The sequence below is a fragment of the Methylobacterium sp. Leaf466 genome (assembly GCF_001425565.1).
Lineage (GTDB): Bacteria > Pseudomonadota > Alphaproteobacteria > Rhizobiales > Beijerinckiaceae > Methylobacterium.
Genome location: NZ_LMRC01000001.1, coordinates 318,163 through 345,023, shown reverse-complemented (window position 1 = coordinate 345,023; position 26,861 = coordinate 318,163). Strand labels below are relative to the sequence as shown.

General features: G+C 68.7%; 26 protein-coding genes and 1 pseudogene. 18 read left to right on the top strand and 9 right to left on the bottom strand.

Features of this window, described 5'->3' with window-relative positions; all coding sequences use genetic code 11:
- Positions 1–153 precede the first annotated feature (153 nt).
- Positions 154–1,827 (bottom strand): electron transfer flavoprotein-ubiquinone oxidoreductase, encoded by a 1,674-nt coding sequence (locus ASG59_RS01440; RefSeq protein ID WP_056406549.1) that lies wholly within the window; start codon positions 1,825–1,827, stop codon positions 154–156.
- 222 nt (positions 1,828–2,049) lie between these two features.
- Between ASG59_RS01440 and ASG59_RS01435 the strand changes: the two genes are divergently transcribed.
- The 3 genes from ASG59_RS01435 to moaB all read left to right on the top strand — a co-directional run bounded on the left by ASG59_RS01435 (position 2,050) and on the right by moaB (position 4,567).
- Positions 2,050–2,907: a uracil-DNA glycosylase gene (locus tag ASG59_RS01435; protein WP_056406547.1), complete on the top strand. Its 858-nt coding sequence runs from the start codon at positions 2,050–2,052 to the stop codon at positions 2,905–2,907.
- Positions 2,908–3,009: 102 nt separating this feature from the next.
- Positions 3,010–3,909: a neutral zinc metallopeptidase gene (locus ASG59_RS01430; RefSeq protein ID WP_055884261.1), complete on the top strand. Its 900-nt coding sequence runs from the start codon at positions 3,010–3,012 to the stop codon at positions 3,907–3,909.
- 100 nt (positions 3,910–4,009) lie between these two features.
- Positions 4,010–4,567 (top strand): molybdenum cofactor biosynthesis protein B, encoded by a 558-nt coding sequence (gene moaB / locus ASG59_RS01425; RefSeq protein WP_056406545.1) that lies wholly within the window; start codon positions 4,010–4,012, stop codon positions 4,565–4,567.
- A 6-nt stretch (positions 4,568–4,573) separates the two neighbouring features.
- Here the strand turns inward: moaB and ASG59_RS01420 are convergent, their stop codons facing one another.
- Positions 4,574–5,095: a hypothetical protein gene (locus ASG59_RS01420; RefSeq protein WP_055884252.1), complete on the bottom strand. Its 522-nt coding sequence runs from the start codon at positions 5,093–5,095 to the stop codon at positions 4,574–4,576.
- Between the two features lie 183 nt (positions 5,096–5,278).
- Between ASG59_RS01420 and ASG59_RS01415 the strand changes: the two genes are divergently transcribed.
- A complete protein-coding gene (locus tag ASG59_RS01415) occupies positions 5,279–5,620 on the top strand; it encodes a VOC family protein (RefSeq protein ID WP_056406544.1) in 342 nt (113 codons plus the stop codon).
- Positions 5,617–6,717: a PA0069 family radical SAM protein gene (locus ASG59_RS01410; RefSeq protein WP_056406542.1), complete on the top strand. Its 1,101-nt coding sequence runs from the start codon at positions 5,617–5,619 to the stop codon at positions 6,715–6,717. The genes ASG59_RS01415 and ASG59_RS01410 overlap by 4 nt, the downstream gene beginning before the upstream one ends.
- Here the strand turns inward: ASG59_RS01410 and ASG59_RS01405 are convergent.
- The 3 genes from ASG59_RS01405 to ASG59_RS01395 form a co-directional block, all read right to left on the bottom strand.
- Entirely contained in the window at positions 6,704–7,324 is a 621-nt protein-coding gene (locus tag ASG59_RS01405) for a ribonuclease HII (RefSeq protein ID WP_055884247.1), read from the bottom strand. The genes ASG59_RS01410 and ASG59_RS01405 overlap by 14 nt on opposite strands.
- A gap of 65 nt (positions 7,325–7,389) precedes the next feature.
- Entirely contained in the window at positions 7,390–8,454 is a 1,065-nt protein-coding gene (locus ASG59_RS01400; protein ID WP_056284705.1) for a glycosyltransferase family 1 protein, read from the bottom strand.
- Positions 8,451–9,275: a UDP-2,3-diacylglucosamine diphosphatase gene (locus tag ASG59_RS01395; RefSeq protein ID WP_055884241.1), complete on the bottom strand. Its 825-nt coding sequence runs from the start codon at positions 9,273–9,275 to the stop codon at positions 8,451–8,453. The genes ASG59_RS01400 and ASG59_RS01395 overlap by 4 nt, the downstream gene beginning before the upstream one ends.
- A 445-nt stretch (positions 9,276–9,720) precedes the next feature.
- On the opposite strand from ASG59_RS01395, the gene ASG59_RS01390 reads away from it, so the two are divergent.
- From ASG59_RS01390 to ASG59_RS01350, 9 genes and pseudogenes are all read left to right on the top strand, one after another.
- Positions 9,721–10,929 (top strand): aminotransferase class V-fold PLP-dependent enzyme, encoded by a 1,209-nt coding sequence (locus ASG59_RS01390; protein WP_055884238.1) that lies wholly within the window; start codon positions 9,721–9,723, stop codon positions 10,927–10,929.
- A gap of 105 nt (positions 10,930–11,034) precedes the next feature.
- A complete protein-coding gene (locus ASG59_RS01385; RefSeq protein ID WP_056406541.1) occupies positions 11,035–11,979 on the top strand; it encodes a D-2-hydroxyacid dehydrogenase in 945 nt (314 codons plus the stop codon).
- Positions 11,980–12,205: 226 nt separating this feature from the next.
- Entirely contained in the window at positions 12,206–13,069 is an 864-nt protein-coding gene (locus ASG59_RS01380; protein ID WP_056406539.1) for an NADP-dependent methylenetetrahydromethanopterin/methylenetetrahydrofolate dehydrogenase, read from the top strand.
- A gap of 3 nt (positions 13,070–13,072) precedes the next feature.
- Positions 13,073–13,699: a methenyltetrahydrofolate cyclohydrolase gene (gene fchA, locus ASG59_RS01375; protein ID WP_055884231.1), complete on the top strand. Its 627-nt coding sequence runs from the start codon at positions 13,073–13,075 to the stop codon at positions 13,697–13,699.
- 144 nt (positions 13,700–13,843) lie between these two features.
- Positions 13,844–15,025, top strand: a pseudogene (locus ASG59_RS01370) (malate--CoA ligase subunit beta); the annotation flags it as partial.
- Positions 15,026–15,043: 18 nt separating this feature from the next.
- Entirely contained in the window at positions 15,044–15,937 is an 894-nt protein-coding gene (sucD, locus tag ASG59_RS01365; protein WP_055884226.1) for a succinate--CoA ligase subunit alpha, read from the top strand.
- A 207-nt stretch (positions 15,938–16,144) separates the two neighbouring features.
- Positions 16,145–18,904, top strand: coding sequence for a phosphoenolpyruvate carboxylase (locus ASG59_RS01360; RefSeq protein ID WP_056406537.1), 2,760 nt, complete (start codon positions 16,145–16,147; stop codon positions 18,902–18,904).
- Positions 18,905–19,030: 126 nt separating this feature from the next.
- Positions 19,031–20,005: a CoA ester lyase gene (locus ASG59_RS01355; protein WP_056406535.1), complete on the top strand. Its 975-nt coding sequence runs from the start codon at positions 19,031–19,033 to the stop codon at positions 20,003–20,005.
- Positions 20,006–20,189: 184 nt separating this feature from the next.
- The gene (locus ASG59_RS01350; RefSeq protein WP_055884217.1) at positions 20,190–20,624 is read left to right on the top strand and encodes a heme-binding protein; all 435 of its coding nucleotides are present in this window, start codon (positions 20,190–20,192) and stop codon (positions 20,622–20,624) included.
- A gap of 150 nt (positions 20,625–20,774) precedes the next feature.
- On the opposite strand, the gene ASG59_RS01345 is transcribed toward ASG59_RS01350, so the two are convergent.
- The gene (locus ASG59_RS01345; RefSeq protein WP_200945917.1) at positions 20,775–21,656 is read right to left on the bottom strand and encodes a porin family protein; all 882 of its coding nucleotides are present in this window, start codon (positions 21,654–21,656) and stop codon (positions 20,775–20,777) included.
- 206 nt (positions 21,657–21,862) lie between these two features.
- On the opposite strand from ASG59_RS01345, the gene ASG59_RS01340 reads away from it, so the two are divergent.
- The gene (locus tag ASG59_RS01340; RefSeq protein ID WP_055884212.1) at positions 21,863–22,042 is read left to right on the top strand and encodes a hypothetical protein; all 180 of its coding nucleotides are present in this window, start codon (positions 21,863–21,865) and stop codon (positions 22,040–22,042) included.
- Between the two features lie 78 nt (positions 22,043–22,120).
- On the opposite strand, the gene ASG59_RS01335 is transcribed toward ASG59_RS01340, so the two are convergent.
- Positions 22,121–22,978 (bottom strand): formate/nitrite transporter family protein, encoded by an 858-nt coding sequence (locus tag ASG59_RS01335; RefSeq protein WP_056406531.1) that lies wholly within the window; start codon positions 22,976–22,978, stop codon positions 22,121–22,123.
- 81 nt (positions 22,979–23,059) lie between these two features.
- A complete protein-coding gene (locus tag ASG59_RS01330; RefSeq protein ID WP_055884202.1) occupies positions 23,060–23,809 on the bottom strand; it encodes a molybdopterin-binding protein in 750 nt (249 codons plus the stop codon).
- 97 nt (positions 23,810–23,906) lie between these two features.
- Here ASG59_RS01330 and sfsA point away from each other — a divergent pair, with 97 nt between their 5' ends.
- Both sfsA and ASG59_RS01320 read left to right on the top strand, forming a co-directional pair.
- Positions 23,907–24,614 carry a DNA/RNA nuclease SfsA gene (gene sfsA / locus ASG59_RS01325; RefSeq protein WP_056406705.1) on the top strand — a complete coding sequence of 236 codons (708 nt, stop codon included), beginning with the start codon at positions 23,907–23,909 and terminating at the stop codon, positions 24,612–24,614.
- Positions 24,615–24,696: 82 nt separating this feature from the next.
- Positions 24,697–25,104, top strand: coding sequence for a cupin domain-containing protein (locus ASG59_RS01320; RefSeq protein ID WP_055884196.1), 408 nt, complete (start codon positions 24,697–24,699; stop codon positions 25,102–25,104).
- A gap of 7 nt (positions 25,105–25,111) precedes the next feature.
- On the opposite strand, the gene ASG59_RS01315 is transcribed toward ASG59_RS01320, so the two are convergent.
- A complete protein-coding gene (locus tag ASG59_RS01315) occupies positions 25,112–25,942 on the bottom strand; it encodes an FkbM family methyltransferase (protein WP_055884192.1) in 831 nt (276 codons plus the stop codon).
- Between the two features lie 122 nt (positions 25,943–26,064).
- Between ASG59_RS01315 and ASG59_RS01310 the strand changes: the two genes are divergently transcribed.
- Entirely contained in the window at positions 26,065–26,829 is a 765-nt protein-coding gene (locus ASG59_RS01310) for an alpha/beta hydrolase (protein ID WP_055884189.1), read from the top strand.
- Positions 26,830–26,861: the final 32 nt, after the last annotated feature.

Sequence of the window (26,861 nt, the reverse complement as noted above, 5' to 3'; positions counted from 1 at the left end):
GCGCCGGCCCTGAGGGACCGGCGGGGAATGGCGGCGGAGACTGGACTCTTCCCGCCAGGGCCGCAAGGCCATCTTCCGGCCAGAGCGGCACCGTCTTCCCGCCAGCACGGCGAGGCGAAAGGATGGCGCGCGAGAAGGCGCCACCGCCCACCATTACATGTTGGGGTAGTTCGGCCCGCCCGGCCCCTCGGGCGTGACCCAGTTGATGTTCTGGTTGGGGTCCTTGATGTCGCAGGTCTTGCAGTGGACGCAGTTCTGGGCGTTGATCTGGTAGCGCACGCCCTGCGAGGCCGCGGCCTCCGCCACCCATTCGTAGACCCCGGCCGGGCAGTAGCGCGCCGAGGGACCGCCGTAGACGTCGTGCTCCGAACTCTTCTGGAGGCCGATGTCGCCGATGGTGAGGTGGGGCGGCTGGTCCTCCTCGTGGTTGGTGTTCGAGAGGTAGACCGAGGACAGGCGGTCGAAGGTCAGCACGCCGTCGGGCTTCGGGTAGACGATCGGCGTCACCTCGGCGATCGGCTTGGTGCAGGCGTGGTCGGGCTTGCCGTGCGCCAGGGTGCCGAAGGGCGAGGCCCCGAAGATCGTGTTGGCCCACATGTCGAGGCCGCCGAGGCCGACGCCGACGAGGGTGCCGTAGCGCGACCACAGCGGCTTGACGTTGCGCACCGGCTTCAGGTCGCGGCCGATGTCGCTGTCGCGCCAGCCGGTGTCGTAGTCGGTGAGCTCGTCGCCCCGGCGGCCTGCGGCCAGCGCCGCGGCGATGGCCGTCGCCGCCTGCATCCCCGAGAGCACGGCGTTGTGCGAGCCCTTGATGCGGGGCACGTTCACGAAGCCGGCGGAATCGCCCACCAGGCAGCCGCCCGGGAACACGAGCTTGGGCACCGACTGCCAGCCGCCCTCCATGATGGCGCGGGCCCCGTAGCCGATGCGCTTGGCGCCCTCGAACACCTCGCGGATCATCGGGTGGGTCTTGAAGCGCTGGAACTCCTCGAACGGCGACAGGGTCGGGTTCTCGTAGTTCAGGTGCGTGACGAAGCCCACGGAGAGCAGGTGGTCGTCGAAATGGTAGAGCCAGGAGCCGCCGCCGGCCTTGTTGGGCAAAGGCCAACCCATGGTGTGCTGGACGAGGCCGGGCTGGAATGTGTCGGGGCTGAGCTGCCAGAGCTCCTTCACGCCCAGACCGTATTTCGGGTGGTCGCTCCGGGCGGCGAGGTCGAACCGGGCGATCAGCGACTTGGTGAGCGAACCGCGCGCGCCCTCGCCGAAGACCGTGTACTTGCCGCGCAGCTCCATGCCGCGGGTGTAGTCGTCGCGCGGCTCGCCGGACTTGCCGATGCCGAGGTCGCCGGTGGCGATGCCCACCACCGCCCCGCGGTCGTCGAACAGCACCTCTGACGCCGGGAAGCCCGGATAGACCTCGACGCCGAGGGCCTCGGCCTTGGCGCCGAGGTACTTCGTGACGTTGGAGAGCGAGCCGACGAAGTTGCCGTGGTTGCTCATGAACTTGGGAAAGAACAGGTTCGGCATCGTCACGCCGCTGTTCTTGGTGAGCATCATGAACTCGTCGCGCTCGACCGCGGTCTTGAGCGGCCGCTCGGGATCGTCGCGCCACTCCGGCATCAGCCGGTCGAGGCCGAGCGGATCCACGACGGCGCCCGACAGGATGTGCGCCCCGACTTCCGAGCCCTTCTCGACGACGACGATGCTGATCTCGTTCCCGGTCTCGGCGGAGAGCTGCTTGAGGCGAATGGCGGCGGCGAGCCCGGCCGGCCCCGCGCCCACGATCACCACGTCGAAATCCATCCCCTCGCGTTCCGGCAGCGCCATTCCCGATGTTCCTTGCCCAATGGTCTCTTGGTCGCGACGCTCGGGACCGTTGCGGCCACCGCGCCCTTCGTCCCTCACTCTCAACCCATTCCAGGGTGCAATGGCAAGTCGGTCGTCGCCTTCTCAACCGTCGCAGGAGTGGCGTACAAAAGACCAGTCTACGGCGCCCGCCTCACAGGCCGGCGGTTGTCCACAGCCGCGGTGGGCGCCAGATAGGATGCCATGACCGAGGCCCACGACGAACGGCGCGACCTGACCGCCTGTCTCGACTTCTACACCGAGGCGGGGGTCGATCTGGCCCTCGACGAGCGTCCGCACGACCGTTTCGCCGAAGTCGATCCGATCCCCGCGCCGCGCCTCGAGCGGAGGGATGTCGAGCGGCCCGCCCCGCAAAGGCAGCCGCTGCCCGACCGGGGGACGCCGGTCGATCCGCCACGGCAGCAGACGTTCGGCCGGTCGGCATCCGCCATGCCCGAGGCGGCGGCCGGCGATGCGCGGGCGAAGGCCAAGGATTGCGCGACGCTGGCCGACCTTGAAGCCCTGCTCGCCACCTTCGACGGATGCCCGCTGAAATTCACAGCCAAGAACCTCGTCTTCGCCGACGGCAACCCCGCCGCGAAGCTGATGTTCGTCGGCGAGGCGCCCGGCGCCGATGAGGACCGGATCGGCAAGCCGTTCATGGGCCGCTCGGGCCAGCTCCTCGACCGGATGATGGCGGCGATCGGCCTCGATCGGACCCGCGCCTACGTCACCAACATCGTGCCGTGGCGGCCGCCGGGGAACCGCAACCCGACACCGCAGGAGGTGGCGATCTGCCGGCCCTTCATCGAGCGTCAGATCGAGCTGGCCGATCCCGACCTGATCGTCTGCCTCGGCAGCCCGGCCACGCAGGCGCTGACGGGGACTAAGGACGGCATCCTCAAGGCGCGTGGCCGCTTCTATCCCTACCGGGTGGGCCAGCGTGAGATCCGCGCCCTGGCGACCCTCCATCCGGCCTATCTGCTGCGCCAGCCGCTGCAGAAGCGGCTCGCGTGGCGCGACTTCCGCCTGCTGCGCAACGCCCTCGACGGCAAGGCCTGAGCCCGCTAGGGCGAGGGCCGACGGAACCGTCACGCTCGCGCGGGAATTACTCCGTGCGACGCCGGCCCGACCAGACGTCCGGACACAGGTGGTAGCCTCGACATGCGCTGGGAAGATTTTCGCTCGTCGGACAACGTCGAGGACCGCCGCGGCGAGGGTGGCGGCGGCGGCTTTCCGGGCGGCGGTGCCGGCGGGCTCGGCATCGGCGCCATCGTCATCCTTTGCATCATCGGCTGGGTCACCGGCATCAACCCCGCCGTCCTGATCGGCGGCGCCGAGCAGATGATGGGCGGCGGCGCGCCGCGTCAGGAACAGGTCGACCCTCAGACCCAGGCCAGGCGCGGCACCAAGCCCGCCGACGATGCCGGGCGCTTCGCCGCCGCCATCCTAGGCAATACCGAGGACGTCTGGAAGGAGATCCTGCCCAACCAGACCGGCAAGCAATACCGGCCGACCGGGATGGTGCTCTACACCGGTGGCACCCGCAGCGGCTGCGGTTCGGCCAAGGCGGCGATGGGCCCGTTCTACTGTCCGCTGGACAAGAAGGTCTATCTCGACACGACCTTCTTCAAGGAGATGGAGACGAAGTTCGGCGTGAAGGGCGACTTCGCCTACGCCTACGTCATCGCCCACGAGGTCGGTCACCACATCCAGGGCGAGCTCGGAATCCTCGGCAAGGTCCAGTCCCGCCAGCAGGCGGCGGGTCAGGTCGAGAGCAACAAGCTATCGGTTCGCGTCGAGCTGATGGCCGATTGCCTCGCCGGCGTCTGGGCCAAGAACTCGAACGACCGCTTCAATTCGCTCGAGCCCGGCGACATCGAGGAGGCGATGCAGGCGGCCAGCGCCATCGGCGACGACAAGCTGCAGAAGCAGTCGCAGGGTTATGCCGTGCCCGATTCCTTCACGCACGGTTCGTCGGCGCAGCGGATGCGGTGGTTCATGACCGGCTACAAGAGCGGCCAGACCCGCTCCTGCGACACCTTCCGCGCCGCCGCGAACTGAGAACGCGACCCGGCGGGGGAGATCCGCTGGCGGCGGTCCATTCCATTGCGGCCGTCATGCCGGTCCGGCACGGCCTTTCTTCCTTCGAGGACACCGTCCCATGGTCGCCTCCGACAAGACCCGCACCTTCGTTCCCCTGGCCATCGCCGTGCTCACCGTCTCGGACACACGGACGGCCGAGGACGACCGCTCCGGCGATCTCCTCACGGAGCGGTTGACCGCGGCCGGTCATCGCCTCGCCGCCCGCGGGATCGTCCCCGACGAGGTCCCGGCGATCCGGGCGCGGGTCGAGGAATGGGTGCGGGACCCGGGCATCGACGTGGTTCTCACCACCGGCGGTACCGGCTTCACCGGCCGTGACGTCACCCCGGAAGCCCTCGAGCCACTGTTCGAGAAACGGATGGACGGCTTCTCGGCGGTGTTCCACCGCATCTCCTACGACAAGATCGGAACCTCGACGCTGCAGTCGCGCGCCACCGCCGGTGTCGCCGGGGCCACCTACATCTTCGTACTGCCGGGCTCCCCCGGCGCCTGCCGGGACGCCTGGGACGGCATCCTGGCCGCCCAACTCGACTACCGGCATCGCCCCTGCAACTTCGTCGAGATCATGCCGCGCCTCGACGAACATCTGCGCCGGGGGGCCACCGTCAGCGTCTGACCCCGCTCAGGGCCGATCGATCCGCGCGGAGAGCCGGCGTGGACGCAGGCGCGGCGAGAAGGTGGGCTCGGCGAGCAGACGGTCGCGTCGGACGAGATCGCCCGGGCGCGGCCGGCTGACGCCGACCACCGCCTCACCGCGGGCGGCCAGACGGATCGGAAGCCGGGTGTGAGGTCGCCGCAGCCTGCCCAGAGCGACGTCGGGCCGGGCCATGCCGATGAACCGGTCGAGGGTGCGGATCCAGCCTTCCGCGAGGACGTCGCCGGCCTCCAGGCACAGCACCCACTCGCGCCGCGCTATCCTGGCACCCGCCGTCCAGGGGCTTGCGCCGCGGGTGCGCACCACCAGGGTGGCCCCTGTGGCCTCCGCCACGGCCTCGATGGCCTCGGTGGAGGTCGGCACGACGATCACCGCATCACCCACGAGCCCGGCCGCCACGCCCGCCACGAGGGCGGCCAGCGAATCCGCGAGGCGATCGACGGCAAGCGCGTCACCGGGTCTGGCGACATGGATCAAGCCTGAAATCATGCGCGCCCATACCGCATTTTGGCGGGTCGCCAAGCGGTCGCTCCACACCAGGCACATCGGAATCGGGGTTGTCGGGACCATTCGCGGGAATTGCCCGAAATCCGTGCAGAATCGCCGATCTGACGTTCTTGCTATGTTCTCTGTGTCGGCCGATGCTCGATCACGGGACTGCGGAGGACGACCATGCGCGAGGACGGCAAGATCGATTATCTGGAACTGCCCGGCGGGACGCTCGGACCCGTGAAGGCGTTCTACGCGCAAGCGTTCGGGTGGACCTTCGTCGACTACGGACCCGCCTATTGCGCCTTTGACGAGGGGCTGGAGGGTGGCTTCGATGGCGATCCGCAGAAGGGGACCCGCGTGCCGCTCGCCGTCCTCTATGCGACGGATCTCGAAGCCATGCGGGTGCGGGTCGAGGCGGCCGGCGGCCTCATCGTGAGGCCGATCTTCGCCTTTCCGGGTGGGCGGCGGTTCCATTTCCGCGATCCGGCCGGAACCGAGCTCGCGGTCTGGTCGGAGCGATGACGGCGGCGGCGCGTACGTTCAAGGGGTGCGGCGCCACGGTCAATCCGGACGGACGCTACGAGGCGGCCCGGCACGAGGCCTTCGACGACGGCTGGGGTGGCGACGAGGCCCCGTCCGCCCCGCGCGCCGAAGTCCTGCGCGCCGAAGTCCTGCGTACCGAGGTCCTGCCGGAGGCCGCGCGCAGCATCATCACCCGCAACACCTCGCCCGACATCGCCTTCGACCGGTCGATCAACCCCTATCGTGGCTGCGAGCACGGTTGCGTCTACTGCTTCGCGCGGCCCAACCACGCCTACGTCGGCCTCTCGCCGGGGCTCGACTTCGAGACGCGGCTGTTCACCAAGCCGGATGCGGCCCGGCTGCTGGAGCGCGAGCTCGCGGCCCCCGGCTACCGCCCGGCCACCATCGCGCTGGGAACCGCCACCGACCCCTACCAGCCGATCGAACGGACGCACCGCCTGACCCGGCAGGTGCTGGAGGTGCTGGCGCGCGCCCGGCATCTTGTGGGTATCGTCACGAAATCGAATCTCGTCACCCGCGACATCGACATCCTGTCGGACATGGCCGCGATGGGCCTCGTGAAGGTGGCGATGTCGGTGACGACCCTCGATCCGGCCCTGGCCCGCCGGATGGAGCCGCGCGCACCGCATCCGGAACGGCGCCTCGACGCGATCCGGCAACTGACGGCGGCCGGCATTCCGGTTCTCGTCATGGTGGCGCCGATCATCCCCTCGCTCAACGACCACGACATCGAGGCGATCCTGGCGCGGGCGCGGGACTGCGGCGCGATGGAAGCCCGTCACGTCCTGCTGCGCCTGCCGCTCGAACTCGACGACCTCGTCGGCGACTGGTTGAGTGCGCATTACCCCGGCAAGAAGCGGCACGTGATGTCCCAGGTCCGCCAGGCGCGCGGCGGCAAGGCCTACGACGCCGCCTTCGGCCGGCGCATGACCGGTGCCGGTCCCTATGCCGAGCTGATCGCGGAGCGGATGCGGCTCGCGCGAAAACGCTTGGGCTACCGCGAGACCCGCGTCCCGCTGCGGACCGACCTGTTCGTCAGACCCTCCCGCGACGGCGCCCAGCTCAGCCTGCTGTGACACCGGGGAGCTGAGCGTAGCGGCGGGTGAAACTGATGCGGTGGTGTGGGGTGCGCCCGAGGCTGGCGAGGCCCGCCAGATGGGTGCGGGTGCCGTAGCCGACGTTGCTGTCCCAGCCATAGGACGGGTAGCGGACGGCCAGGGCCCGCATCAGGGCGTCGCGCACCGTCTTGGCCAGGATGGAGGCGGCGGCGATCTGGGGCACCAGCCGGTCGCCTCCGACGATCGCCGTGCAGGGCCGGTCGAGCCCCGGGATGGGATCGCGGCCGTCCACCATCACGGGGCCGTCGAGGCCGAGACCGACGACGGCGCGGCGCATGGCGTCGAGCGTGGCGGCGCGCACGTTGATCCGGTCGACGAGGGCGCGGGAGCCGGCGGCCAGCGCGATACGCGCGCAGGCCCGGATCTCCGGCGCCAGCGCCTCGCGGGTCGCGCGGTCGAGGCGCTTGCTGTCGTCCAGGCGTCCCAGCACCGACGGCGGGATCGCGGCGGGATCGAACCAGACCGCCGCCACCACCACTGGCCCGCACAGGGCCCCGCGCCCGACCTCGTCGCAGCCGACGACGGCGGGATAGCGGCCGGGCGACGCGGGATCGAAGGGAGGCATGAGAACCGTCGCGCGAAGAACGAGCCCCGGGGCCGAACCGCTCGTCCGGCAGGGACAGGGATCGTCTAACGGGGCTCGACCGAACCGACAACGGCGGGCGCGACGCGCTCGCGCCGTCGCGCGGGCAGCCCGTGGGCGCGCTCGATGTTGCCGAAGAACTGCCGCGCGCTCTCGGTCCAGGTGTAGCGCAAGGCCTCCGTCCGGCAGGTCTTGCGCGGGATGTCGAGGGCCGCCAGGGCCGCCTTGCGCAGATCCGCGTCGAGCACGCCGGCGTCGGTGCCGCCGATCACGTCGAGGGGGCCGGTGACCGGGTAGGCGGCCACGGGCACGCCGGAGGCCAGAGCCTCCAGGAGCACGATGCCGAAGGTGTCGGTGAGGCTCGGGAACACGAAGACATCGGCGGCGGCGTAGACCGCGGCGAGGCCGGCGCCGGTCCGCATCCCAAGGAAGCGGGCGGCCGGGTAGAGCGAGGCCAGCCTGGCGCGGTCTGGACCGTCGCCGACCACGACCTTGCTGCCAGGCAGATCGAGGTCGAGGAAGGCCGCGATGTTCTTCTCGACGGCGACACGGCCCACGAAGAGGAAGACGGGGCGCGGCAGGCCGGCCAGCGCGTCGCTCTCCTGAGGCCGGAACAGGTCAGTGTCGACACCGCGCGTCCAGCGCATCAGGCGCGTGAAGCCCCGCGCGGAGAGATCCTGCTCCAGGGACGGCGTGCTGACCATGGTGCCATTGGCGGCATCGTGGAAACGTCGCAGCCAGGCATAGCTCCAGGCTTCCGGCACCGGCAGTCGGGCGGAGAGGTATTCGGGAAAGCGGGTGTGGTAGCTCGTCGTGAAGGGCCGCCCCTGCGCCAGGCAGAGGCGGCGCGTAGCGTAGCCCACCGTCCCCTCGGTGGCGATGTGGACATGGGTCGGCGCGAACTGCGACCACAGCCGGGCGACCTTCGTGCGGGTCGCATAGGCGAGCCTGATCTCGGGGTAGCCGGGCAGCGGCAGGGACGCGAAGTTCTCGTGGGTGAGGAAGATCGTCTCGAAGCCGAAGGCGTGTCCCGCCGCGGCCATGTGCTCGAGGGAGCGCACGACGCCGTTGACCTGGGGGTGCCAGGCATCGGTGGCGATGAGCAGCCTCACGCGACGGCCCGCGCCCCGCCCCTGTCGACCGCGATGGTCACCGCGGAGGCGGCCTCGCGGGCGCGCAGGACACTGGGATAATGCAGCACCTCCATCGTGCCGTCGTAATGCTCGACGATGGCCGTGCAGGATTCCACCCAGTCGCCGGTGTTGAGGTAGGTCAGCCCGTCGATCTGCCGGTTGGCGGCGTGGTGGATATGGCCGCAGATGACCCCGTCCGCCCCGACGCGCTTGGCTTCCGCCGCGAGCAGCTCCTCGAACTTGCCGATGAAGTTGACGGCGTTCTTCACCCTCAGCTTGGCCCAGGCCGAGAGCGACCAATAGGCCAGACCGAGGCGGCGGCGCACGGTGTTGAGGTGCGTGTTGATGAAGAGCGCCGCCGTGTAGGCGCCATCGCCGAGGTAGGCGAGCCACTTGGCGTGGCGCACCACCATGTCGAACTGGTCGCCGTGGATGACGAGGTAGCGTTTGCCGTCGGCGGCCACATGCACGCGCTGGTCGGCGACCTCGATGCCGCCGAAGTGCGCGCCGAGGTAGTCGCGCAGGAACTCGTCGTGGTTGCCGGGCACGTAGATCAGGCTCGTGCCCTTGCGGACCTTGCGCAGCAGCTTCTGCACCACGTCGTTGTGGCTCTGGGGCCAGTACCAGCCCGACTTCAGTTGCCATCCGTCGACGATGTCGCCGACGAGGTAGATCTCGTCGGCATCGTAGTCGCGCAGGAAGTCGAGCAGCAGGGCGGCCTGGCAGCCCTTGGTGCCCAGGTGCATGTCGGACAGGAAGAGCGTCCGGACACGGATCGCCTTCTCGTTGTCTTCGCTCACGGGGATCTCCGGGCAGACGCGTCGTGCCGGAGCCAAACCGGATTCCCGTATCAGTTTGATGACGCGGCCCCACGCGGCAGCCCGAGCGCGCCCCGGGAAACCGGTCGTCGGCGGCCACGGGCGGGCCCTCTGTTGCAGCGCAATTTTTTGAGTCGCGTGGACAAGTTTTTTCAGTTTTCCTTCACAGCGGAAGCTCGCCATATTGCCGGCGCGACAGGGGCGGCGCGAGCCGTCCCTTGCGCGCGGCCATCTCACGCCGGGTCGGCGTTTCGGGACGGAGCGGACGGAACCGGTGGACGGCGTTCTACGAACGCGACACCCGTACGACGCTCTGGACTACAGGGATGGGCGCGCCGGGTCGTCACGACCCGTCGGCAGACAATCATCGTTCGAGGCGCCGCCACATCGCGGTCGCGAGACGCACTGGGAACCGGAGACAATCATCATGGCGCCAACGAAACGGCCTGGTCGCAACCACCTCTTCGTGCCGGGCCCGACCAACATCCCCGACCGCGTGATGCGGGCGATGATCGTCCCCTCCGAGGATCACCGCTCGGTGGATTTCCCGGCGCTGACCAAGCCCCTGTTCGAGGACACCAAGATGGTGTTCGGTTCGACCGACGGCACCATCTTCCTGTTCCCGGCCTCCGGCACGGGCATCTGGGAATCCGCGCTCACCAACACCCTGTCGCGCGGCGACAAGGTGCTGACCTCGCGCTTCGGCCAGTTCAGCCATCTCTGGGTCGACATGGCCGAGCGCCTCGGCCTCGAGGTCATCGTCCAGGACGAGGAGTGGGGCACCGGCGCCGATCCTCAGCGGATCGAGGAGGCCCTGCGGGCCGACAAGAACCACGAGATCAAGGCCGTCATGACGGTCCACAACGAGACCGCCACCGGCGTCACCAGCGACATCGGTGCGGTGCGCAAGGCCATCGACGCGGCCGGCCACCCGGCGCTGCTGTTCGTGGACGGCGTGTCCTCGATCGGCTCGCTGCCGTTCTACGCCGACCAGTGGAAGGTCGATTGCGCCATCGCCGGCTCCCAGAAGGGCCTGATGCTGCCGGCCGGCCTCGGCGTGATCTGCGTCAGCCAGAAGGCGCTCAAGGCCGCCGAGACCTCCTCGGGCAAGAACGACCGTCTCGCGGCCGTCTACTTCGCCTGGTCCGACCACCAGAAGCAGAACCCGGGCGGCTACTTCCCCTACACCCCGTCGCTGCCGCTGCTCTACGGCCTGCGCGAGGCGCTGGCCTGCATCAAAGAGGAAGGCCTCGAGAACGTCTATCACCGCCATCACGTGCTCGGCGAGGCGACCCGCCAGGCCGTGGCGGCCTGGGGCCTCAAGACCTGCGCCAAGGAGCCCAAGTGGAACTCCGACACGGTGACGGCGATCCTCGCTCCCGAGGGTGTCGACGCCGCCGCGATCATCAAGCACGCCTACGTGCGCTACAACCTGGCGCTCGGCGCGGGCTTGAGCAAAGTGGCCGGCAAGGTGTTCCGCATCGGCCACGTCGGTGACCTGAACGAGCTCTCGTTGCTCGGCGCCATCGCCGGTGCCGAGATGTCGATGCTGGACAACGGCGTGAAGGTGCAGCCGGGCTCCGGCGTCGCCGCCGCCTCGAGCTACCTGCGCGAGAACCCGCTGTTCAAGGCCTGATCCGACCCCTCCCGGGGCCGGTCTCCACGACCGGCCCCGGACTTTCGACAGACCACGCGTTCGCGTTCGGCCGTGCCTCGCGCGGGGACGTCACCGAGAGTTTCCATGACGCACAAAATCGTCTTCCTCGACCGTGAGTCCCTCGACGCCACCGTGCGCGAATTCAATTTCCCGCACGCGTACAAGGAATACGAGTCGACCTGGACGCCCGACGAGATTGTCGAGCGGCTTCAGGGCGCGTCGATCGCGCTGATCAACAAGGTTCCGATGCGGGCCGACACCCTGGCGAGGCTGCCGGACCTCAAGCTGATCGCGGTGGCCGCCACCGGCACCGACGTCGTCGACAAGGCCGCCGCCAAGGAGCGCGGCATCACCGTCGTCAACATCCGCAACTACGCCTTCAACACCGTGCCCGAGCACGTGATCGGACTGATGTTCGCCCTGCGCCGGGCCATCGTGCCCTACGCGAACTCCGTGCGCCGGGGCGACTGGGCCAAGTCCACCCAGTTCTGCTACTTCGACTACCCGATCCACGACATCGCAGGCTCGACCCTGGGTATCGTCGGCTACGGGGCGCTCGGCAAGTCCATCGCCAAGCGCGCCGAAGCCCTCGGCATGAAGGTCATCGCCTACGACGTGTTCCCGCAGGAAGGCCTCGTCGACTTCGAGACGATCCTGACGGAATCGGACGTCATCACCTTGCACGCGCCGCTGACGCCCGAGACCCGCAACATGATCGGGCGCGAGCAGCTGGCGAAGATGAAGAAGAGCGCCATCCTCATCAACACCGCCCGCGGCGGCCTCGTGGACGAGGAGGCCCTGGCCGAGGCGCTCAAGGCCGGCACCATCGGCGGCGCCGGCTTCGACGTGGTGATGACCGAGCCCCCCAAGAACGGCAACATCCTGTGCGAGCTCGACCTGCCCAACCTCATCGTCACGCCGCACGTGGCCTGGGCGAGCAAGCAGGCCATGCAGATCCTGGCCGACCAGCTGGTGGACAACGTCGAGGCCTTCGTGGCGGGCAAGCCGCAGAACGTGGTCGAGTCTTGAAGGGAGACGGTACGATCGCGCCACCTGTCGGTCCTGGGCTGCGGCGCAGACCCCGGAATCCATAACCGTCGACGCGGCAGGATGGAGCACCCTCGGCGGCTTCGGAGTCCCGGTTCGCCCGTGCGGCGCCCCGGAACGACGACGCACCGACGCGCCCACGCCGACGTCCCGTAACGCCCAGTCGAAACGCCGACCGCTCAGCGATGCGGCCAGAGGAACCGAAGACATGACCAAGAAACTGCTGTTCCTGTTCGACACCGACGCGGTGCCCAGCGTGTTCGACACCGTTGTCGGCTACGACGGCGGCGCCGATCACATCACCGGCTACGGCAACGTCACGCCCGAGAACGTCGGCGCGCTGGTGGACGGCACGATCTACACCCGCGGCGGTTCCGAGAAGAAGTCCACCGCGATCTTCGTCGGCGGCGGCAACATGGCCGCCGGCGAGGCGGTGCTGAAGGCGGTCAAGAAGCGGTTCTTCGGGCCCTTCCGCATCTCGACGATGCTCGATTCCAACGGCTCCAACACCACGGCCGCCGCCGGCGTCGCACTGGTGCAGAAGGCCGCCGGTTCGCTCCAGGGCAAGAAGGCCGTGGTGCTGGCCGGGACAGGCCCCGTCGGCATGCGCTCGGCCGCGCTGCTCGCCCAGGAAGGCGCCAGCGTGGTCCTGTGCGGGCGCTCGCTCGACAAGGCCCAGGCCGCCGCCGACCAGATCAACCAGCGCTTCAAGGTCGCGATCTCGGCGGCCGCGACGCCCGACGCCGCCTCCCGCGCCGCCATCGTGAAGGGCCAGAACCTGGTGTTCTCCGCCGGCGCCATCGGCATCGAGCTCCTCTCGGAAGCCGATTGGAAGGACGAGGCCAGCATCGAGTTCATCGCCGACTACAACGCCCAGCCCCCGCTCGGCTTCGGCGGGATCGACGCGATGGACAAGGCCAGGGAGCGCCACGGCAAGATCGTGTTCGGCGCGCTCGGCATCGGAGGCCTGAAGCTCAAGCTCCACCGCGCCTGCGTCGGCAAGCTCTTCGAGAACACCGAGACGGTGTTCGACGCCGAGGAGATCTACGCCCTCGCCAAGTCGATGGCCTGAACCATGGCCGCCACCGAAACCATCCAGAACTTCCTCGACGGTCTGGCGAGTTCGGCCCCGACCCCCGGTGGGGGTGGCGCCGCCGCCATCTCCGGCGCCATGGGCGCCGCACTCCTCAGCATGGTCTGCAACCTGACCATCGGGAAGAAGAAGTACGTGGAGGTCGAGGAGGAGCTGAAGGGCATCCTCGTCCAGTCCGAAGCGTTGCGGGCCAAGCTCACGGGCATGATCGCCGACGACGTCGAGGCGTTCGACGCGGTGATGGCGGCCTACGGGCTGCCCAAGGGCACCGACGAGGAGAAGGCCGCGCGCGCGGCCAAGATCCAGGAGGTGCTGAAGGTGGCCACCGACGTGCCGCTCGCCTGTTGCAAGGCCTGCCGCGAGGTCGTCGACCTCGCCCAGGCCGTGGCCGACAAGGGCAACCTCAACGTCATCTCGGATGCCGGGGTCGCCGTCCTCTCGGCCTACGCCGGCCTGCGCAGCGCCGCGCTCAACGTCTACGTCAACGCCAAGGGCCTGGACGATCGCGGCTTCGCCGAACAGCGCCTGGCCGAACTCGAAGGTCTGCTCGGCGATGCGGGCGCGAAGAACGAAGCCATCTACGAGGTCGTGAAGACCAAGGTGAACTGAGCCGGTTCACTGTCCAAACTCAAGCATTCCGGCTGCTCTCAAGGCAGACTGAAAGAGAATGTAAAAAAATAAAAATGGCAAAGGCCTTTTCGTGAAGTCAAATTTACGAGAAGGTCCGCGCCAAGGGAAGCGTCGAGGAGCGAGCAGATGGATGTCCACGAATACCAGGCCAAGGAGCTTCTAGCCGGCTTCGGAGTCGCGGTTCCCAAGGGCGCCGTGGCGTTCAGCCCCGATCAGGCGGTCTATGCCGCTACCGAACTCGGCGGCTCGTTCTGGGCGGTGAAGGCCCAGATCCACGCCGGCGCCCGCGGCAAGGCCGGCGGGATCAAGCTGTGCCGGACCTACAACGAGGTCCGCGACGCCGCCAAGGATCTGCTCGGCAAGCGCCTGGTGACGCTGCAGACGGGGCCCGAGGGCAAGCCGGTCCAGCGCGTCTACATCGAGACCGCCGACCCGTTCGAGCGCGAACTCTACCTCGGCTACGTCCTCGACCGGAAGACCGAGCGGGTGCGCGTCATCGCCTCGCAGCGCGGCGGCATGGACATCGAGGAGATCGCGGCCAACGAGCCCGAGGCCCTGATCCAGGTGGTCGTCGAGCCGGCGGTGGGACTGCAGCAGTTCCAGGCCCGCGAGATCGCGTTCCAGCTCGGCCTGAACATCAAGCAGGTCTCGGCCGCCGTGAAGACGATCATGAACGCCTATCGGGCGTTCCGCGATTGCGACGGCACCATGCTCGAGATCAACCCCCTCGTCGTCACCAAGGACGACCGGGTGCTGGCCCTCGATGCCAAGATGTCGTTCGACGACAACGCCATGTTCCGCCGCAGCAACATCGCCGACATGCACGATCCCTCGCAGGGCGATCCGCGCGAGGCCCAGGCCGCCGAGCACAACCTCAGCTACATCGGCCTCGAGGGCGAGATCGGCTGCATCGTCAACGGTGCGGGCCTGGCCATGGCCACCATGGACATGATCAAGCACGCCGGCGGCGAGCCGGCCAACTTCCTCGACGTCGGCGGCGGTGCCTCGCCGGACCGGGTCGCGACGGCCTTCCGGCTCGTCCTGTCCGATCGCAACGTCAAGGCGATCCTCGTCAACATCTTCGCCGGCATCAACCGCTGCGACTGGGTCGCCCAGGGCGTGATCCAGGCGGCCAAGGAAGTGAAGATCGACGTTCCGCTGATCGTCCGGCTCGCCGGCACCAATGTCGAGGAGGGCCAGAAGATCCTGGCCGAGAGCGGTCTCGACCTCATCACCGCCGACAGCCTGTCGGATGCCGCCGCCAAGGCCGTCGCGGCCTGCGACGCCGCCAAGCGCAAGCATTAAGGTCGGGGAGAGAAGACCATGAGCATTCTGATCGACGAGAAGACCCCGATCATCGTCCAGGGCATCACCGGTGACAAGGGAACGTTCCACGCCCGCGAGATGGTGGAATACGGCTCCAACGTCGTCGGCGGCGTGACGCCGGGCAAGGGCGGAAAGACCCACCTCGGCCTGCCGGTGTTCAACACCGTCAAGGAGGCCGTGGCGGCCACCGGTGCCACCACCTCCATCACCTTCGTGGCCCCGCCCTTCGCGGCGGACGCGATCATGGAGGCGGCGGACGCCGGCCTGAAGCTGATCTGCTCGATCACCGACGGCATCCCGGCCCAGGACATGATGCGGGTGAAGCGCTACCTCATGCGCTATCCCAAGGACCGCCGCTCGATGGTGGTGGGCCCGAACTGCGCCGGCATCATCTCGCCCGGCAAGTCGATGCTCGGGATCATGCCCGGCCACATCTACCTGAAGGGCAACGTCGGCGTGATCTCGCGCTCGGGTACGCTGGGCTACGAGGCCGCGGCTCAAATGAAGGCGGTGGGCATCGGCATCACCACCTCGGTGGGCATCGGCGGAGACCCGATCAACGGCTCGTCGTTCCTCGACCACCTCGCCCTGTTCGAGCAGGACCCCGACACCAAGGCGGTGCTGATGATCGGCGAGATCGGCGGCCCGCAGGAGGCCGAGGCCTCGGCGTGGATCAAGGAGAACATGACGAAGCCCGTCATCGGCTTCGTCGCCGGACTCACCGCCCCGAAGGGCCGCCGCATGGGCCACGCCGGCGCCATCATCTCGGCGACCGGCGACTCGGCCGCGGAGAAGGCCGAGATCATGCGCTCCTACGGCCTCACCGTCGCGCCGAGCCCCGGCGAATTCGGTTCGACCGTGGCGGACGTGATGAGAAAGCTCGCGGCCTGAGCCGAACCGTAGAACCCTTCCCCCTCGGCGGGGGAGGGTGCCTCGCGGATGCGAGGCGGGAGAGGGGCAGAACGACCTCTCCGAACAGGGCGGCGCTCCCCTCTCCCGCCCGACTTCGTGGGCCGCCCGACCCCGCGGAGGGGGAGGGATGACGCCCGCGCCTGACGCGGGCACCATTCGTGCGCCCAAGACCGAGGTGGCCACCCGATGACCGACACCCTTCACGCCCCCCTCGGCGCCGTCGACCAGGCCTTCGCGCCGCCGGTGATCACGGGCACGTCCTCCAAGGACGCCCTCGACATCCTGTTTCACGCCCTGCTCGACGTCGCCCGCCGCCACGAGCCGGAGCTCGAGGACGTGCTGCACGGTCGCGCCGATATCTCGACCTTCACGCCCGAGATGCTGGCCCGCGCGCTCCAGGTGCAGGGCATCTGGTTCCAGCTGCTTTCCATCGCCGAGCAGAACGCCGCCATGCGTCGCCGCCGCCAGGTGGAGCGGACCAAGGGCCGGGCCGAACTGTCGGGCAGCTTCAGCGCCGTGCTCGCCGATGCGGTGAAGGATGGGGTCGCGGCACCCGAGATCCATGCGCTTCTCAAGGACCTGCGCATCCGCCCGACGATCACCGCCCACCCCACCGAGGGCAAGCGCGTCACGGTGCTGGAGAAGTTCCGGCGCATCTATCTCGTCCTGCGCGAGCTCGAATTGCCGCGCTGGACCGAGCGCGAGCGCAACGGCTTGATGAGCGAACTGCGCGACCAGATCGAACTCGTCTGGATGACCGGCGAGTTGCACCTGGAGAAGGCCACCGTCGAGCGGGAGGTCGCCTGGGGGCTGCACTTCTTCGACGAGACCTTGTTCGAGATGCTGCCGGAGGTGTTGTACTCCCTCGAGGAGTCGCTGGCCGAGTATTATCCGGACGAGAAGTTCGAGGTGCCGGCCTTCTTCCAGTTCGGCTCCTGGATCGGCGGCGACCGCGACGGCAACCCCTACGTCACGGCGTCGGTCACCCGCACCACCCTGCAGCGCAACGCCCTCGCCTCGCTACGGCGCTACCGCGATGGCGTGACGGCGCTGGGCCGTACCCTCTCGCTCACGGAACGCTCGCTGCCGGTGCCGAAGTCGTTCAAGCAAGAGCTGGCCCAGAAGCTCACCGAGAGCGGCGACGGCCGGGCGATCGCCAGCCGCAACCCGGGAGAGGCCTACCGCCAGTACCTCACCTGCATCCTGCGCAAGATCGAGGCGACCATCGCCCGCAACAAGGGGCTGCGTTCGACGGGACCCGACTATCCGAGCGCGGACGGGCTCATCAACGACTTGCGCATGCTGGAGAAGGGGTTGGCGGACGCGCGATGCCCGTCGCTCGCCAGCGACCTCGTGCGGCCGGTACGCCGGATGGTGGAGATCTTCCGGTTCTCCACGGTGCGGCTCGACCTTCGCGAGAACACCACCCGCACCACCAAGACTCTGCACGCGCTCTGGCAGCAGGCCAACGGCCAGACCAAGACGCCGCCCGAACTCGACTCGCCCGAATGGAAGAAGTGGCTGCTTTCCGAACTCGCCAAGCCGCGTTCGGGCGACCGCTCGTTCGAGGGGCTGCCCGACGATGCCCGCGAGACGCTGGAGACCTTCGCGCTGGTGGGCGAGATGCGCGAGCAGCTCGACCGCGAGGCCTTCGGCGCCTTCGTCCTGTCGATGACCCGTTCGGTACCCGACATCCTGGGAGCCTACCTGCTCGCCAAGGAGGCTGGAAACTTCCTCGACGGCGCCGGCACCGAGATCTGCTGCCTGCCGATCGTGCCGCTGTTCGAGACCATCGACGACCTGCGGGCGGCGCCGGCGATCATGAAGGAGCTGTTCTCGATTCCGGTGGTGCGCCGCTCCACCCGCTGGCAGGGCGGCGTGCAGGAGGTGATGATCGGCTACTCGGATTCGAACAAGGACGGCGGCTTCGTCGCCTCTAACTGGGAGCTGTACAAGGCGCAGGACAAGCTGACCCAGCTCGGCAAGGCCTCGGGCGTGCCGATCGCGTTCTTCCACGGCCGCGGCGGCTCCGTGAGCCGGGGCGGGGCGCCGACGGCGCGCGCCATCGCGGCGCAGCCGCCCGGCTCGATCAACGGGCGCTTCCGCACCACCGAGCAGGGCGAGGTCGTCTCGTTCAAATACGCCAACCGCGGCACGGCGGCCTACCAGATGGAGCTCTTGGCCTCGTCGGTGTTCGCGCACGCGCTCAAATCCGAGCGCGAGGCCGCCAAGCTCCCGCGCAACGAGTTCGACGACGCGCTGGAGGCCCTCTCGGGAGCTTCGCGGGCGGCCTACGTCAACCTGATCCAGCACCCCGACCTCGTCACCTATTTCCAGGCGGCGAGCCCGCTCGACGAGATCGCGCTCCTCAACATCGGCTCGCGTCCGGCGCGCCGCTTTGGAGCCCGGTCTCTATCGGACCTGCGTGCGATCCCGTGGGTGTTCGCCTGGTCGCAGAATCGGCACGTGATCACCGGCTGGTACGGCGTCGGCTCGGGCCTCAAGAGCTTCCTCGACGTCCGCGGCGCGCAGGGCGAGGCCTTGCTCAAACGTTTGTTCGCGGAATCACGCCTGTTCCGCCTCATCCTCGACGAGGTCGAGAAGACATTGCTGATGGTCGATCTCGACATCGCCCGCGATTATGCCGGCCTCGTGGCCGACGTGGGCGCGCGCGAGGCGATCTTCCCGCTGATCGAGGCCGAATACGCGCTGACCCGCGAGATGGCCCTGCGGGTGAGCGGGGGCACCGAACTCGCCGAGCGTTTTCCCCTGTTCCGCGACCGCCTCAACGGCCGGCTGCCGACCATCAACCAGGTCAGCCGCGAACAGGTCGAGCTCCTCCGGCGTTTCAGGGCCGAGGAGGACGAGGACAAGCGCGAAGCGGTCAAATCCGCTCTCCTGCTCTCCATCAACTGCATCGCCGTCGGCTTCGGCGCGACGGGCTGATACCGCAATTCCGGGTGCCGGAACGGCACCCGGCCGAGGGCGGGGTTTCTTGCGCGGCTCCGGTCGCGAAGGGGCCTCGCACGCCAGACGATCGAATACGGTCGACATTTTAGGAAGGAAACATCGATGAGCTTCACCCTGATCCAGCAGGCCACCCCGCGCCTGCACCGCTCGGAACTCGCCGTCCCCGGCTCCAACCCGACCTTCATGGAAAAGTCGGCGACCTCGAAGGCCGACGTGATCTTCCTCGACCTCGAGGACGCGGTCGCGCCGGACGACAAGGAGCAGGCGCGCAAGAACATCATCCAGGCGCTCAATGAGATCGACTGGGGCAACAAGACCATGATGATCCGCATCAACGGTCTCGACACCCACTACATGTACCGCGACGTCGTCGACATCGTGGAGGCCTGCCCGCGCCTCGACATGATCCTGATCCCCAAGGTCGGCGTGCCGGCCGACGTCTATGCCATCGACGTGATGGTCACCCAGATCGAGCAGGCCAAGAAGCGCGAGAAGAAGATCGGCTTCGAGGTGCTGATCGAGACCGCGCTCGGCATGGCCAACGTGGAGGCCATCGCCACCTCGTCGAAGCGCCTGGAGGCCATGTCCTTCGGCGTCGCCGATTACGCCGCCTCCACCCGCGCCCGCTCCCAGGTGATCGGCGGAGTCAACGCCGACTATAGCGTGCTGACCGACAAGGACGAAGCCGGCAACCGCCAGACCCATTGGCAGGACCCGTGGCTGTTCGCCCAGGCCCGCATGATGGTGGCCTGCCGCGCCTACGGCCTGCGCCCGATCGACGGTCCGTTCGGCGACTTCTCCGATCCGGACGGCTACACCTCCGCCGCCCGCCGCTGCGCCGCGCTCGGCTTCGAGGGCAAGTGGGCGATCCACCCCTCGCAGATCGACCTCGCCAACGACGTGTTCACCCCGTCGGAAGCCGAAGTCGGCAAGGCCCGCCGTATCCTGGCGGCGATGGAAGAGGCCGCCAAGGCCGGCAAGGGCGCCGTCTCGCTGGACGGGCGCCTCATCGACATCGCCTCGATCCGCATGGCCGAGGCGCTGATCGAGAAGGCCAACGCGATGGCCAAGGGCTGAACGTCGGACGCTCGGACGGCCTGAGAACCTCAAGCCGCGACGGCCGCTCCCCACCGGGGGGCGGCCGTCGTCATATCGGCACCGAATGCCGCAGCCGTTCGTTATCTGCATGCCGATGCAACTGGCATCACGCCACAAACGACACCCTACCGACGACCTCGCGACTCCCAGGGAGACAACCCCCATGCACGTCACCATCGAAGACGCTCACAAGGCCATCGAGGCCGCCCGCGCCAAGGCGGTGGAGCTCAACACTCAGATGTGTATCGCGGTCGTCGATTCCGGCGGAAACCTGAAGGCCTTCTACCGGATGGACGGCGCCTGGGTCGGGTCCATCGACATCGCCCAGAAGAAGGCCAAGACCTCGGTGTTCTTCGGCATGATGACCGGCCAGATCGGCCAGCTGTCCCAGCCCGGAGGCCCGCTGTTCGGCATCGAGCATTCCAACGACGGGCTCGTCACCTTCCCAGGCGGCATCCCGATCGTGGACAAGGACGGCGAGATGTCCGGTGCCATCGGCGTCAGCGGTTCGACCGTCGAGAACGACCATGCGGTCGCCCTGGCCGGCGCCAGTGTCATCGGCGCGACGGAACTGCCGGCCCACCCCTGGCGGACCTGAGGGCGATGGCCGGTTCGCCGAAAGGCCGACGAACCAGCCTAGGTGGCACCCTTGGAGACGAACGAAAGAAGGGGCGCTCCGACGAGGAGCGCCCCTTCTTTTGGAGACGGCCAGCCCTTGGGGGGCTTGGCCGCGCTTACAGCCGAAAAGCTAGAAGCCTCCGAACTTGTAGTTGAATCCTGCCCGAACGATGCTGCCTTCGGTCGTGAAGCGCGAGGTGTAGGAGCCCGTGGCCGGCGTCAGGCCGGTGGCGGCCACCGTCACGTTGCGGCTGCCGAGGTCGTAGCGCAGGTACTCGGCCTTGAGCGTGATCGCACTGGCACCGAGGAGATTGCCGATGATGCTGTAGCGGCTGAGGAAGCTGTCGGCGGGGATCGCGTACTCGATGCCGCCGCCGTAGACGTAGCCGGTCTCGATACCGTCGTTACGACCGAGATAGGCCAGGGCCAGGGCGCCGTTGTAGAACTTGGCGTTGTAGTTCACGTCGCCGTAGGCGAAGCCACCGGTGCCGTAGACCAGGACGCGGTCGAAGGCATAGCCGACACGTCCTTGCGCCGTACCGAGCCAGTTGAGGCCCTGCCGGAACGAGCTCGGATCGGGGACGCCGCCGTTGGCGGCCAGCGCCGGGCCGAGGTAGAGATAGTTCTTGCGCAGGTCGGTCCAGGTCCAGTCGGCCTCCACGCCCACGACGAAGCCGGAGCCCGGCGTGAACTGGTGATTGTAGCCGACGCCGGCGCCGAAGTTGCCCCGGCCGTCCTGCTCCGAGCGCAGGCTCGGCGGGCGACGCAGGGTCTGCACGTTGCCGATGGTGTTGGTGGTGGTGCTGCCGTCGTTGTTGCCGACGGTGCGGATCTGCTGGCTGTCGCTGAAGCTGTAGGAGCTGTGCGTCCCGGCATAGAAGCCGGTCCAGGTGAAGACTGGAACCGGCACGAAGGCCGGTGCGGACTCGACGCGCCGCGGCAGGTCGGCGGCGGAGGCGGAGCCGACGGCCAGGAGCGCCGCCGTACCGGCCAGAAGCAGCTTCATCATTATGCAGGTGTCTCTCAAAAAATGCCCATCTCGGATGCAACGTACCCTTGTCGCTGCCCAGTCCCTATGCCTGGAGAGCCACACCGAGCCTCGGATGCGAGAGGAGCCATCGGTCCCGTCCGCACCGTGGCGAGCGAGCCGACAACACCCGGTTAAGGCTGTTGCCTTAATCAGGGCCGAACCGATCTTCAGTCCCGACAGGAGCGCCGATGACCCGTGATCAACTCGCCGCCGAACTGAAGCGCATGGCGAGCGTCCACGTCAGCGACATCGAGCGTGCGGTGAAGGACGGCCACAAGACCATCGCCCTCAACGAACTGGCGGACCTCAACCGCCAGCTCAAGGCACTGTCGGCGGCGGTGAAGGCCAAGCCCGTAGTGCGGGCCTGAATGTCGGTCCCGAAACGCGTGTTCCGGTGCCGCGCGCAGGAGAAGAACGCCCGGTGATCAGGCGTTCCGTGGGGTGCACTAACCCGCTCGGCCGCCTGCTTTTTCCTCCTCCACCTGCGGCGCGACCTGCCCGTAGTTGAGGACCGCGACCAGGGCGGTGCCGCCGAAGACGTTGCCGATGAGCGTCGGCACGAAGAAATGCCACAGGTAGTCGGACATGGAGGCCTCGCCGGTGAAGACGAGGTAGAACGTATCCACCGAGCCGGCCACGATGTGGGCGAGGCCGCAGACCGCCACGAGCCCCGTCATCAGCACCACGATAAAGGGCGCGGCCGACCCGGTGGCGGGCAGCATCCACACCATCAGCGCGATGAGCCAGCCGGCGAACACCGCCTTGATGGTGGTGGTCCAGAACGGGGCCGCGCTGGCGTGGTGGCTGATCTCGGCGAAGGCCTTGCGGACCTCCGGCTCGAAGGCGTCGGAATGGGCGAGGACGGCGGCGACGAGGGCGGTGGCGATGATGTTGCCGACGAGCACGATCCCCCACAGCCGCGCGACCCGCCACAGGGTCGCCACGGTGCGGTCGTGCAGCAGCGGCAGGATCGGCGTCAGGGTGTTCTCGGTGAAGAGCTGCTGGCGTCCGAGCACCACGATGAGGAAGCCGGTGGCGTAGCCCATGCCCGAGATGAGCTCGCTCCACGGCGCCTCCGGCAGGTGCGCCTTGAGGACGCCCGGCACGATCAGCGAGAACCCCATGGTGAGGCCTGCCGCCAGGGCGGAGAGGAAGAGCGCCCCGGCCTTGCGGCGCAGCTCCTCGTCACCCTCCTTGCGGATGACCTCGTGCAGCACGAAGGCGTCGGGGCGGATCACCTCCGCGACGCTCTCCTCGTGCTCCTTCTTTTTCTCGGCGGTGGTGTTGGCATCGTCCAGAGTCATCGGCGTTTCCTCAGCGCCGGTTTCCGGGCGCCGGCCCCCCTTCGCTGCGGCTTGATGCCGCTTGGGGAGGCAAAGCCGCAATCAGGCGCCGGTTCCCCCGCGCAGGCGTTCAACCAGGGCGATGACCGCGTCCCGCGCCCGCGCGACGGACACGGCGTCCCGGCCCCGCACCACGATGCGGTTGGCGAACCCCGTCGGCGTCATCGAGGGATACGATCCGATCGACACGGCCGTCTCCGCCTTGGCGATCGCGGCGAGATCGCCGGCGTAGGTGCCCTCGGGGAGGTTGCCGGCCTCGATGGTCTCGGAGATCACCTTGGCGCCCGTCTCGAGCGTCGGGCCGATCTGGTCGAGCATCGCCTGCATGATCGCCGGCACGCCGGCCATCACGAAGACGTTGCCGAGGCGAAACCCCGGTGCCTTCGAGATCGGGTTGGGCACGAGGTCGGCGCCATCGGGGATGCGGGCCATGCGCAGGCGGGCCTCGTTGAGATCCTCCGGCTTGTGCCGTTCCAGGAGCATCGCCTTGGCGCGGGGATCGACGTCGATGCCGACGCCGAAGGCGGCCGCGACGCAGTCGGCCGTGATGTCGTCGTGGGTCGGGCCGATGCCGCCGGTGGTGAAGAGGTAGGTGTTGCGGGCGCGCAGCGCGTTCACCGCCTCGACGATGGCGTCCGCCTCGTCGGGCACGACCCGGACCTCGCGCAGGTCGATGCCGATCGCCGTGAGGTAATCGGCGATGGTGCCGATGTTCTTGTCCTTGGTGCGCCCGGACAGGATCTCGTCGCCGATGACGAGGATGGCGGCGGTGACGGCGGGCGGTGGGGTCATCGGGGTCCGGGTGTCGGGAGAGGGGCCCCATCGCACCTAGCGCGGGGCACCGGCGCTGGCTATGGCCGTGCCTTTCCGCATCCAAGATCCGGCCCACATGCGCCTTCCCGCCCCCCTGATCGAAGGCCGCCTCGTGAGGCGCTACAAGCGCTTCCTGGCGGACGTCGAACTCGCCGACGGCACGGTGACGACGGCCCATTGCGCCAACCCCGGCGCGATGCTCGGCCTCCATACTCCGGGCAACCGGGTCCTGCTCTCGGCCTCCACCAATCCGGCGCGCAAACTCGGGTTCTCGTGGGAGCTGGTGGAGGCGGACCTGCCCGGCGGCCCGCAATGGGTCGGCATCAACACCATGCGCCCGAACGCCCTTGTGGCGGAGGCCTTCCGGGCCGGGCTGCTGGCGCCCCTCGCGGGCTACACCGGCCTCAAGCCGGAGGTGCGCTATGCCACGGCGAGCCGGGTCGATTTCCTGGCGACGGGGGAGGGCCTCGCCCCCTGTCACGTCGAGGTCAAGAACTGCCATCTCCTGCGCCGGCCCGGCCTCGCCGAATTCCCCGACTGCGTCGCCGCCCGCAGCGCCCGCCACATGCGGGACCTGGCGCAGGTGGTGCGGGACGGCGGCCGCGCGGTGGTGATCGTCGTGGTCCAGATGCAGGCGATCCGGTTCGACGTCGCCCGCGACCTCGATCCGGCCTTCGACCGGGCGTTCCAGGCCGCGCGGGAGGCCGGCGTCGCCGTCCACGCCTATCGCTGCCGGGTGACCCCGGAGGAGGTCGCCATCGCCGAGGAGATCCCGGTCGCCTGAAGCACGGCCACGCCGCGGGCGACTTGCGCCCCGGCCGGTTCGGACCGATCCTCGTCTCCGGCATCCGTCGAAGGGCCATCCGATGAGCGAGACACCGCCCACCTGCCGTCTCGTCAAGGCCGGAGCCGCCTTCACCGGCAGGCAGGGGCTCGACTACGCCGTGGCGATCTCGGCCGAGACGGTGGGGGCGAAATCGCTGCACATGCAGATCGTGACGTTGCCGCCCGGCGTGCGCGCCAAGGCGCACCGGCACGAGGCGCACGAGAGCGCCATCCATGTGCTGAGCGGCGAATCCGGTTGCTGGTACGGCGAGACGCTGGAGCACCACGCCGTGGTGAGGGCGGGGGATTTCTTCTACATCCCGGCCGGCGTGCCGCACCTGCCCTACAACCCGAGCGACAGCGTACCCTGCGTGGCGGTGATCGCCCGGACCGATCCCAACGAGCAGGAGAGCGTCGTGCTCATGCCGCAACTCGACGGACGGGTCTGAACCGCTCTCAGACCGTCCGCTCGAACACCAGGTTCAGCCGAGTCTCGGCGATGCGGCGGTAGCCGTGGCCCTCGAGCAGGCCCGCGAGGTCGATCTGCCACTGGTCGGTGCCGTTCTCGACGAGGAGCAGGGTCGGATGCAGGCTTTTGGGCGCCGCGCGCAGGAAAGGCTCCAGGATCAGGTCCTCGGCGCCCTCGACGTCGAGCTTCATCGCGTCGATGCGGGTGATGCCCTCGCTCTCGGCCAGGCCCAGCAACGTCACGGCGGGCACGCGGATCTGGGCGCTCTCGTTGGTGCCGACGATCTTGAGACTCGATTCGCCGCGGTTGCGCGGATCGACGAACAGCGTGAGTTCGCCGGCCTTGTCGGCCACCGCGCAGGCCACCGCCTTGACGGTGCCGAAGGGGTTCTGCGCGATGTTGTAGGTGAGCCGGTCGAACACGTCGGGCTGAGGCTCCACCGCGAGGATGCGGGCGCGCGGCCCGGCGAAGGCCGCCACGGCCAAGGCGTAGGCGCCGATGTTCGATCCAATGTCGAGGAAGGTGCAGCCCTGCGGCAGGCGGGCCTTCAGCAGCGCACGCTCCTCGGGATCGAAAAACTGCGGCGTGAACAGCACCTTCTTCTCGCAATTGTTATTGTAGGGGTAGAGCCGCATCCGGGCGCCGTAGCGCTCGACGTCGAGGGGGCGCCCGCGCAGCAGGGTGATGCCGATCCGGCGCAGGAACAGGGCGAGGCGCCGGCCGCTCCAGCGCGCATCCGAGATCCGGCCGGTGCGCGCCAGCAAGCGCGCCACGAGGCCCGCGGGCGCGTAGGTTCCGAAAGGGGGGCTGTTCTTCATGGCAGGCCGGGTGATGCCAGCAGCCGTCGCCGGGGGCAAGCAGGTCGCCCCTCGGCCACCGGCATGATAGGCATCCCCGTCATGCGAACCAGCCACGGGGATGGGCGGACGTGCCGGAGCCGATGCAGCGATTTCATTCCGATGGCGTCGCCATCGCCTATATCGACGTGCCGCCGGCAAGCGGCGGCGGCGACGCGATCCTGCTGATCCACGGCTTCGCCTCGAACCACGCGGTCAACTGGGTCAACACGCTGTGGGTGCGCACGCTGACCCAGGCCGGCTACCGGGTGGTGGCCCTGGACAACCGCGGCCACGGCGAGAGCCAGAAGCTCTACGACCCGGACGCCTACGGCTCGGACATCATGGCCGCCGACGCGCGGCGCCTGCTCGACCACCTCGACATCGCCCGCGCCGACGTGATGGGCTACTCGATGGGCGCGCGCATCGGTGCCTTCCTCGCCCTCGACGAGCCAGCCCGCGTGCGCTCCCTGCTGCTGGGCGGCCTCGGGCTGCACCTCGTCGAGGGCAAGGGGTTGCCGAGCGGGATCTCCGAGGCGTTGGAGGCGCCCCCCGGCACCCCGGCTCCGAACCCGACGGCCGCCGCCTTCCGCACCTTCGCCGAACAGACCCGTAGCGACCTTCGGGCACTGGCCGCCTGCATGCGCGGCTCGCGCCAGACCCTGTCACGCGAAGAGGTCTCGCAGATCGAGGCGCCGAGCCTGGTCACAGTGGGCAGCCTCGACACGGTGGCCGGCTCCGGCCCGGCCCTGGCGGCATTGATGCAAGACGCCAAAGCCCTCGACCTGCCGGGGCGCGACCACTCGACGGCGGTGGGCGACAAGGGGCATCGCACCGGCGTTCTGGAGTTCCTGGCTGCGCGGCCTTGAGCGGCGCGGTTTCGGGCAACCCGTAGCAGGGC

Coding starts and splice junctions, on each gene's coding strand:
- ASG59_RS01350 (WP_055884217.1), top strand. CDS start 20,190: ATGCACGTCACCATCGAAGACGCTCACAAGGCCATCGAGGCCGCCCGC.
- ASG59_RS01320 (WP_055884196.1), top strand. CDS start 24,697: ATGAGCGAGACACCGCCCACCTGCCGTCTCGTCAAGGCCGGAGCCGCC.
- ASG59_RS01310 (WP_055884189.1), top strand. CDS start 26,065: ATGCAGCGATTTCATTCCGATGGCGTCGCCATCGCCTATATCGACGTG.
- ASG59_RS01385 (WP_056406541.1), top strand. CDS start 11,035: ATGACGCACAAAATCGTCTTCCTCGACCGTGAGTCCCTCGACGCCACC.
- ASG59_RS01390 (WP_055884238.1), top strand. CDS start 9,721: ATGGCGCCAACGAAACGGCCTGGTCGCAACCACCTCTTCGTGCCGGGC.
- ASG59_RS01420 (WP_055884252.1), bottom strand. CDS start 5,095: ATGATTTCAGGCTTGATCCATGTCGCCAGACCCGGTGACGCGCTTGCC.
- ASG59_RS01335 (WP_056406531.1), bottom strand. CDS start 22,978: ATGACTCTGGACGATGCCAACACCACCGCCGAGAAAAAGAAGGAGCAC.
- ASG59_RS01380 (WP_056406539.1), top strand. CDS start 12,206: ATGACCAAGAAACTGCTGTTCCTGTTCGACACCGACGCGGTGCCCAGC.
- ASG59_RS01330 (WP_055884202.1), bottom strand. CDS start 23,809: ATGACCCCACCGCCCGCCGTCACCGCCGCCATCCTCGTCATCGGCGAC.
- ASG59_RS01340 (WP_055884212.1), top strand. CDS start 21,863: ATGACCCGTGATCAACTCGCCGCCGAACTGAAGCGCATGGCGAGCGTC.
- ASG59_RS01415 (WP_056406544.1), top strand. CDS start 5,279: ATGCGCGAGGACGGCAAGATCGATTATCTGGAACTGCCCGGCGGGACG.
- moaB (WP_056406545.1), top strand. CDS start 4,010: ATGGTCGCCTCCGACAAGACCCGCACCTTCGTTCCCCTGGCCATCGCC.
- ASG59_RS01315 (WP_055884192.1), bottom strand. CDS start 25,942: ATGAAGAACAGCCCCCCTTTCGGAACCTACGCGCCCGCGGGCCTCGTG.
- sfsA (WP_056406705.1), top strand. CDS start 23,907: ATGCGCCTTCCCGCCCCCCTGATCGAAGGCCGCCTCGTGAGGCGCTAC.
- ASG59_RS01435 (WP_056406547.1), top strand. CDS start 2,050: ATGACCGAGGCCCACGACGAACGGCGCGACCTGACCGCCTGTCTCGAC.
- fchA (WP_055884231.1), top strand. CDS start 13,073: ATGGCCGCCACCGAAACCATCCAGAACTTCCTCGACGGTCTGGCGAGT.
- ASG59_RS01440 (WP_056406549.1), bottom strand. CDS start 1,827: ATGGCGCTGCCGGAACGCGAGGGGATGGATTTCGACGTGGTGATCGTG.
- ASG59_RS01430 (WP_055884261.1), top strand. CDS start 3,010: ATGCGCTGGGAAGATTTTCGCTCGTCGGACAACGTCGAGGACCGCCGC.
- ASG59_RS01405 (WP_055884247.1), bottom strand. CDS start 7,324: ATGCCTCCCTTCGATCCCGCGTCGCCCGGCCGCTATCCCGCCGTCGTC.
- ASG59_RS01410 (WP_056406542.1), top strand. CDS start 5,617: ATGACGGCGGCGGCGCGTACGTTCAAGGGGTGCGGCGCCACGGTCAAT.
- ASG59_RS01355 (WP_056406535.1), top strand. CDS start 19,031: ATGAGCTTCACCCTGATCCAGCAGGCCACCCCGCGCCTGCACCGCTCG.
- sucD (WP_055884226.1), top strand. CDS start 15,044: ATGAGCATTCTGATCGACGAGAAGACCCCGATCATCGTCCAGGGCATC.
- ASG59_RS01360 (WP_056406537.1), top strand. CDS start 16,145: ATGACCGACACCCTTCACGCCCCCCTCGGCGCCGTCGACCAGGCCTTC.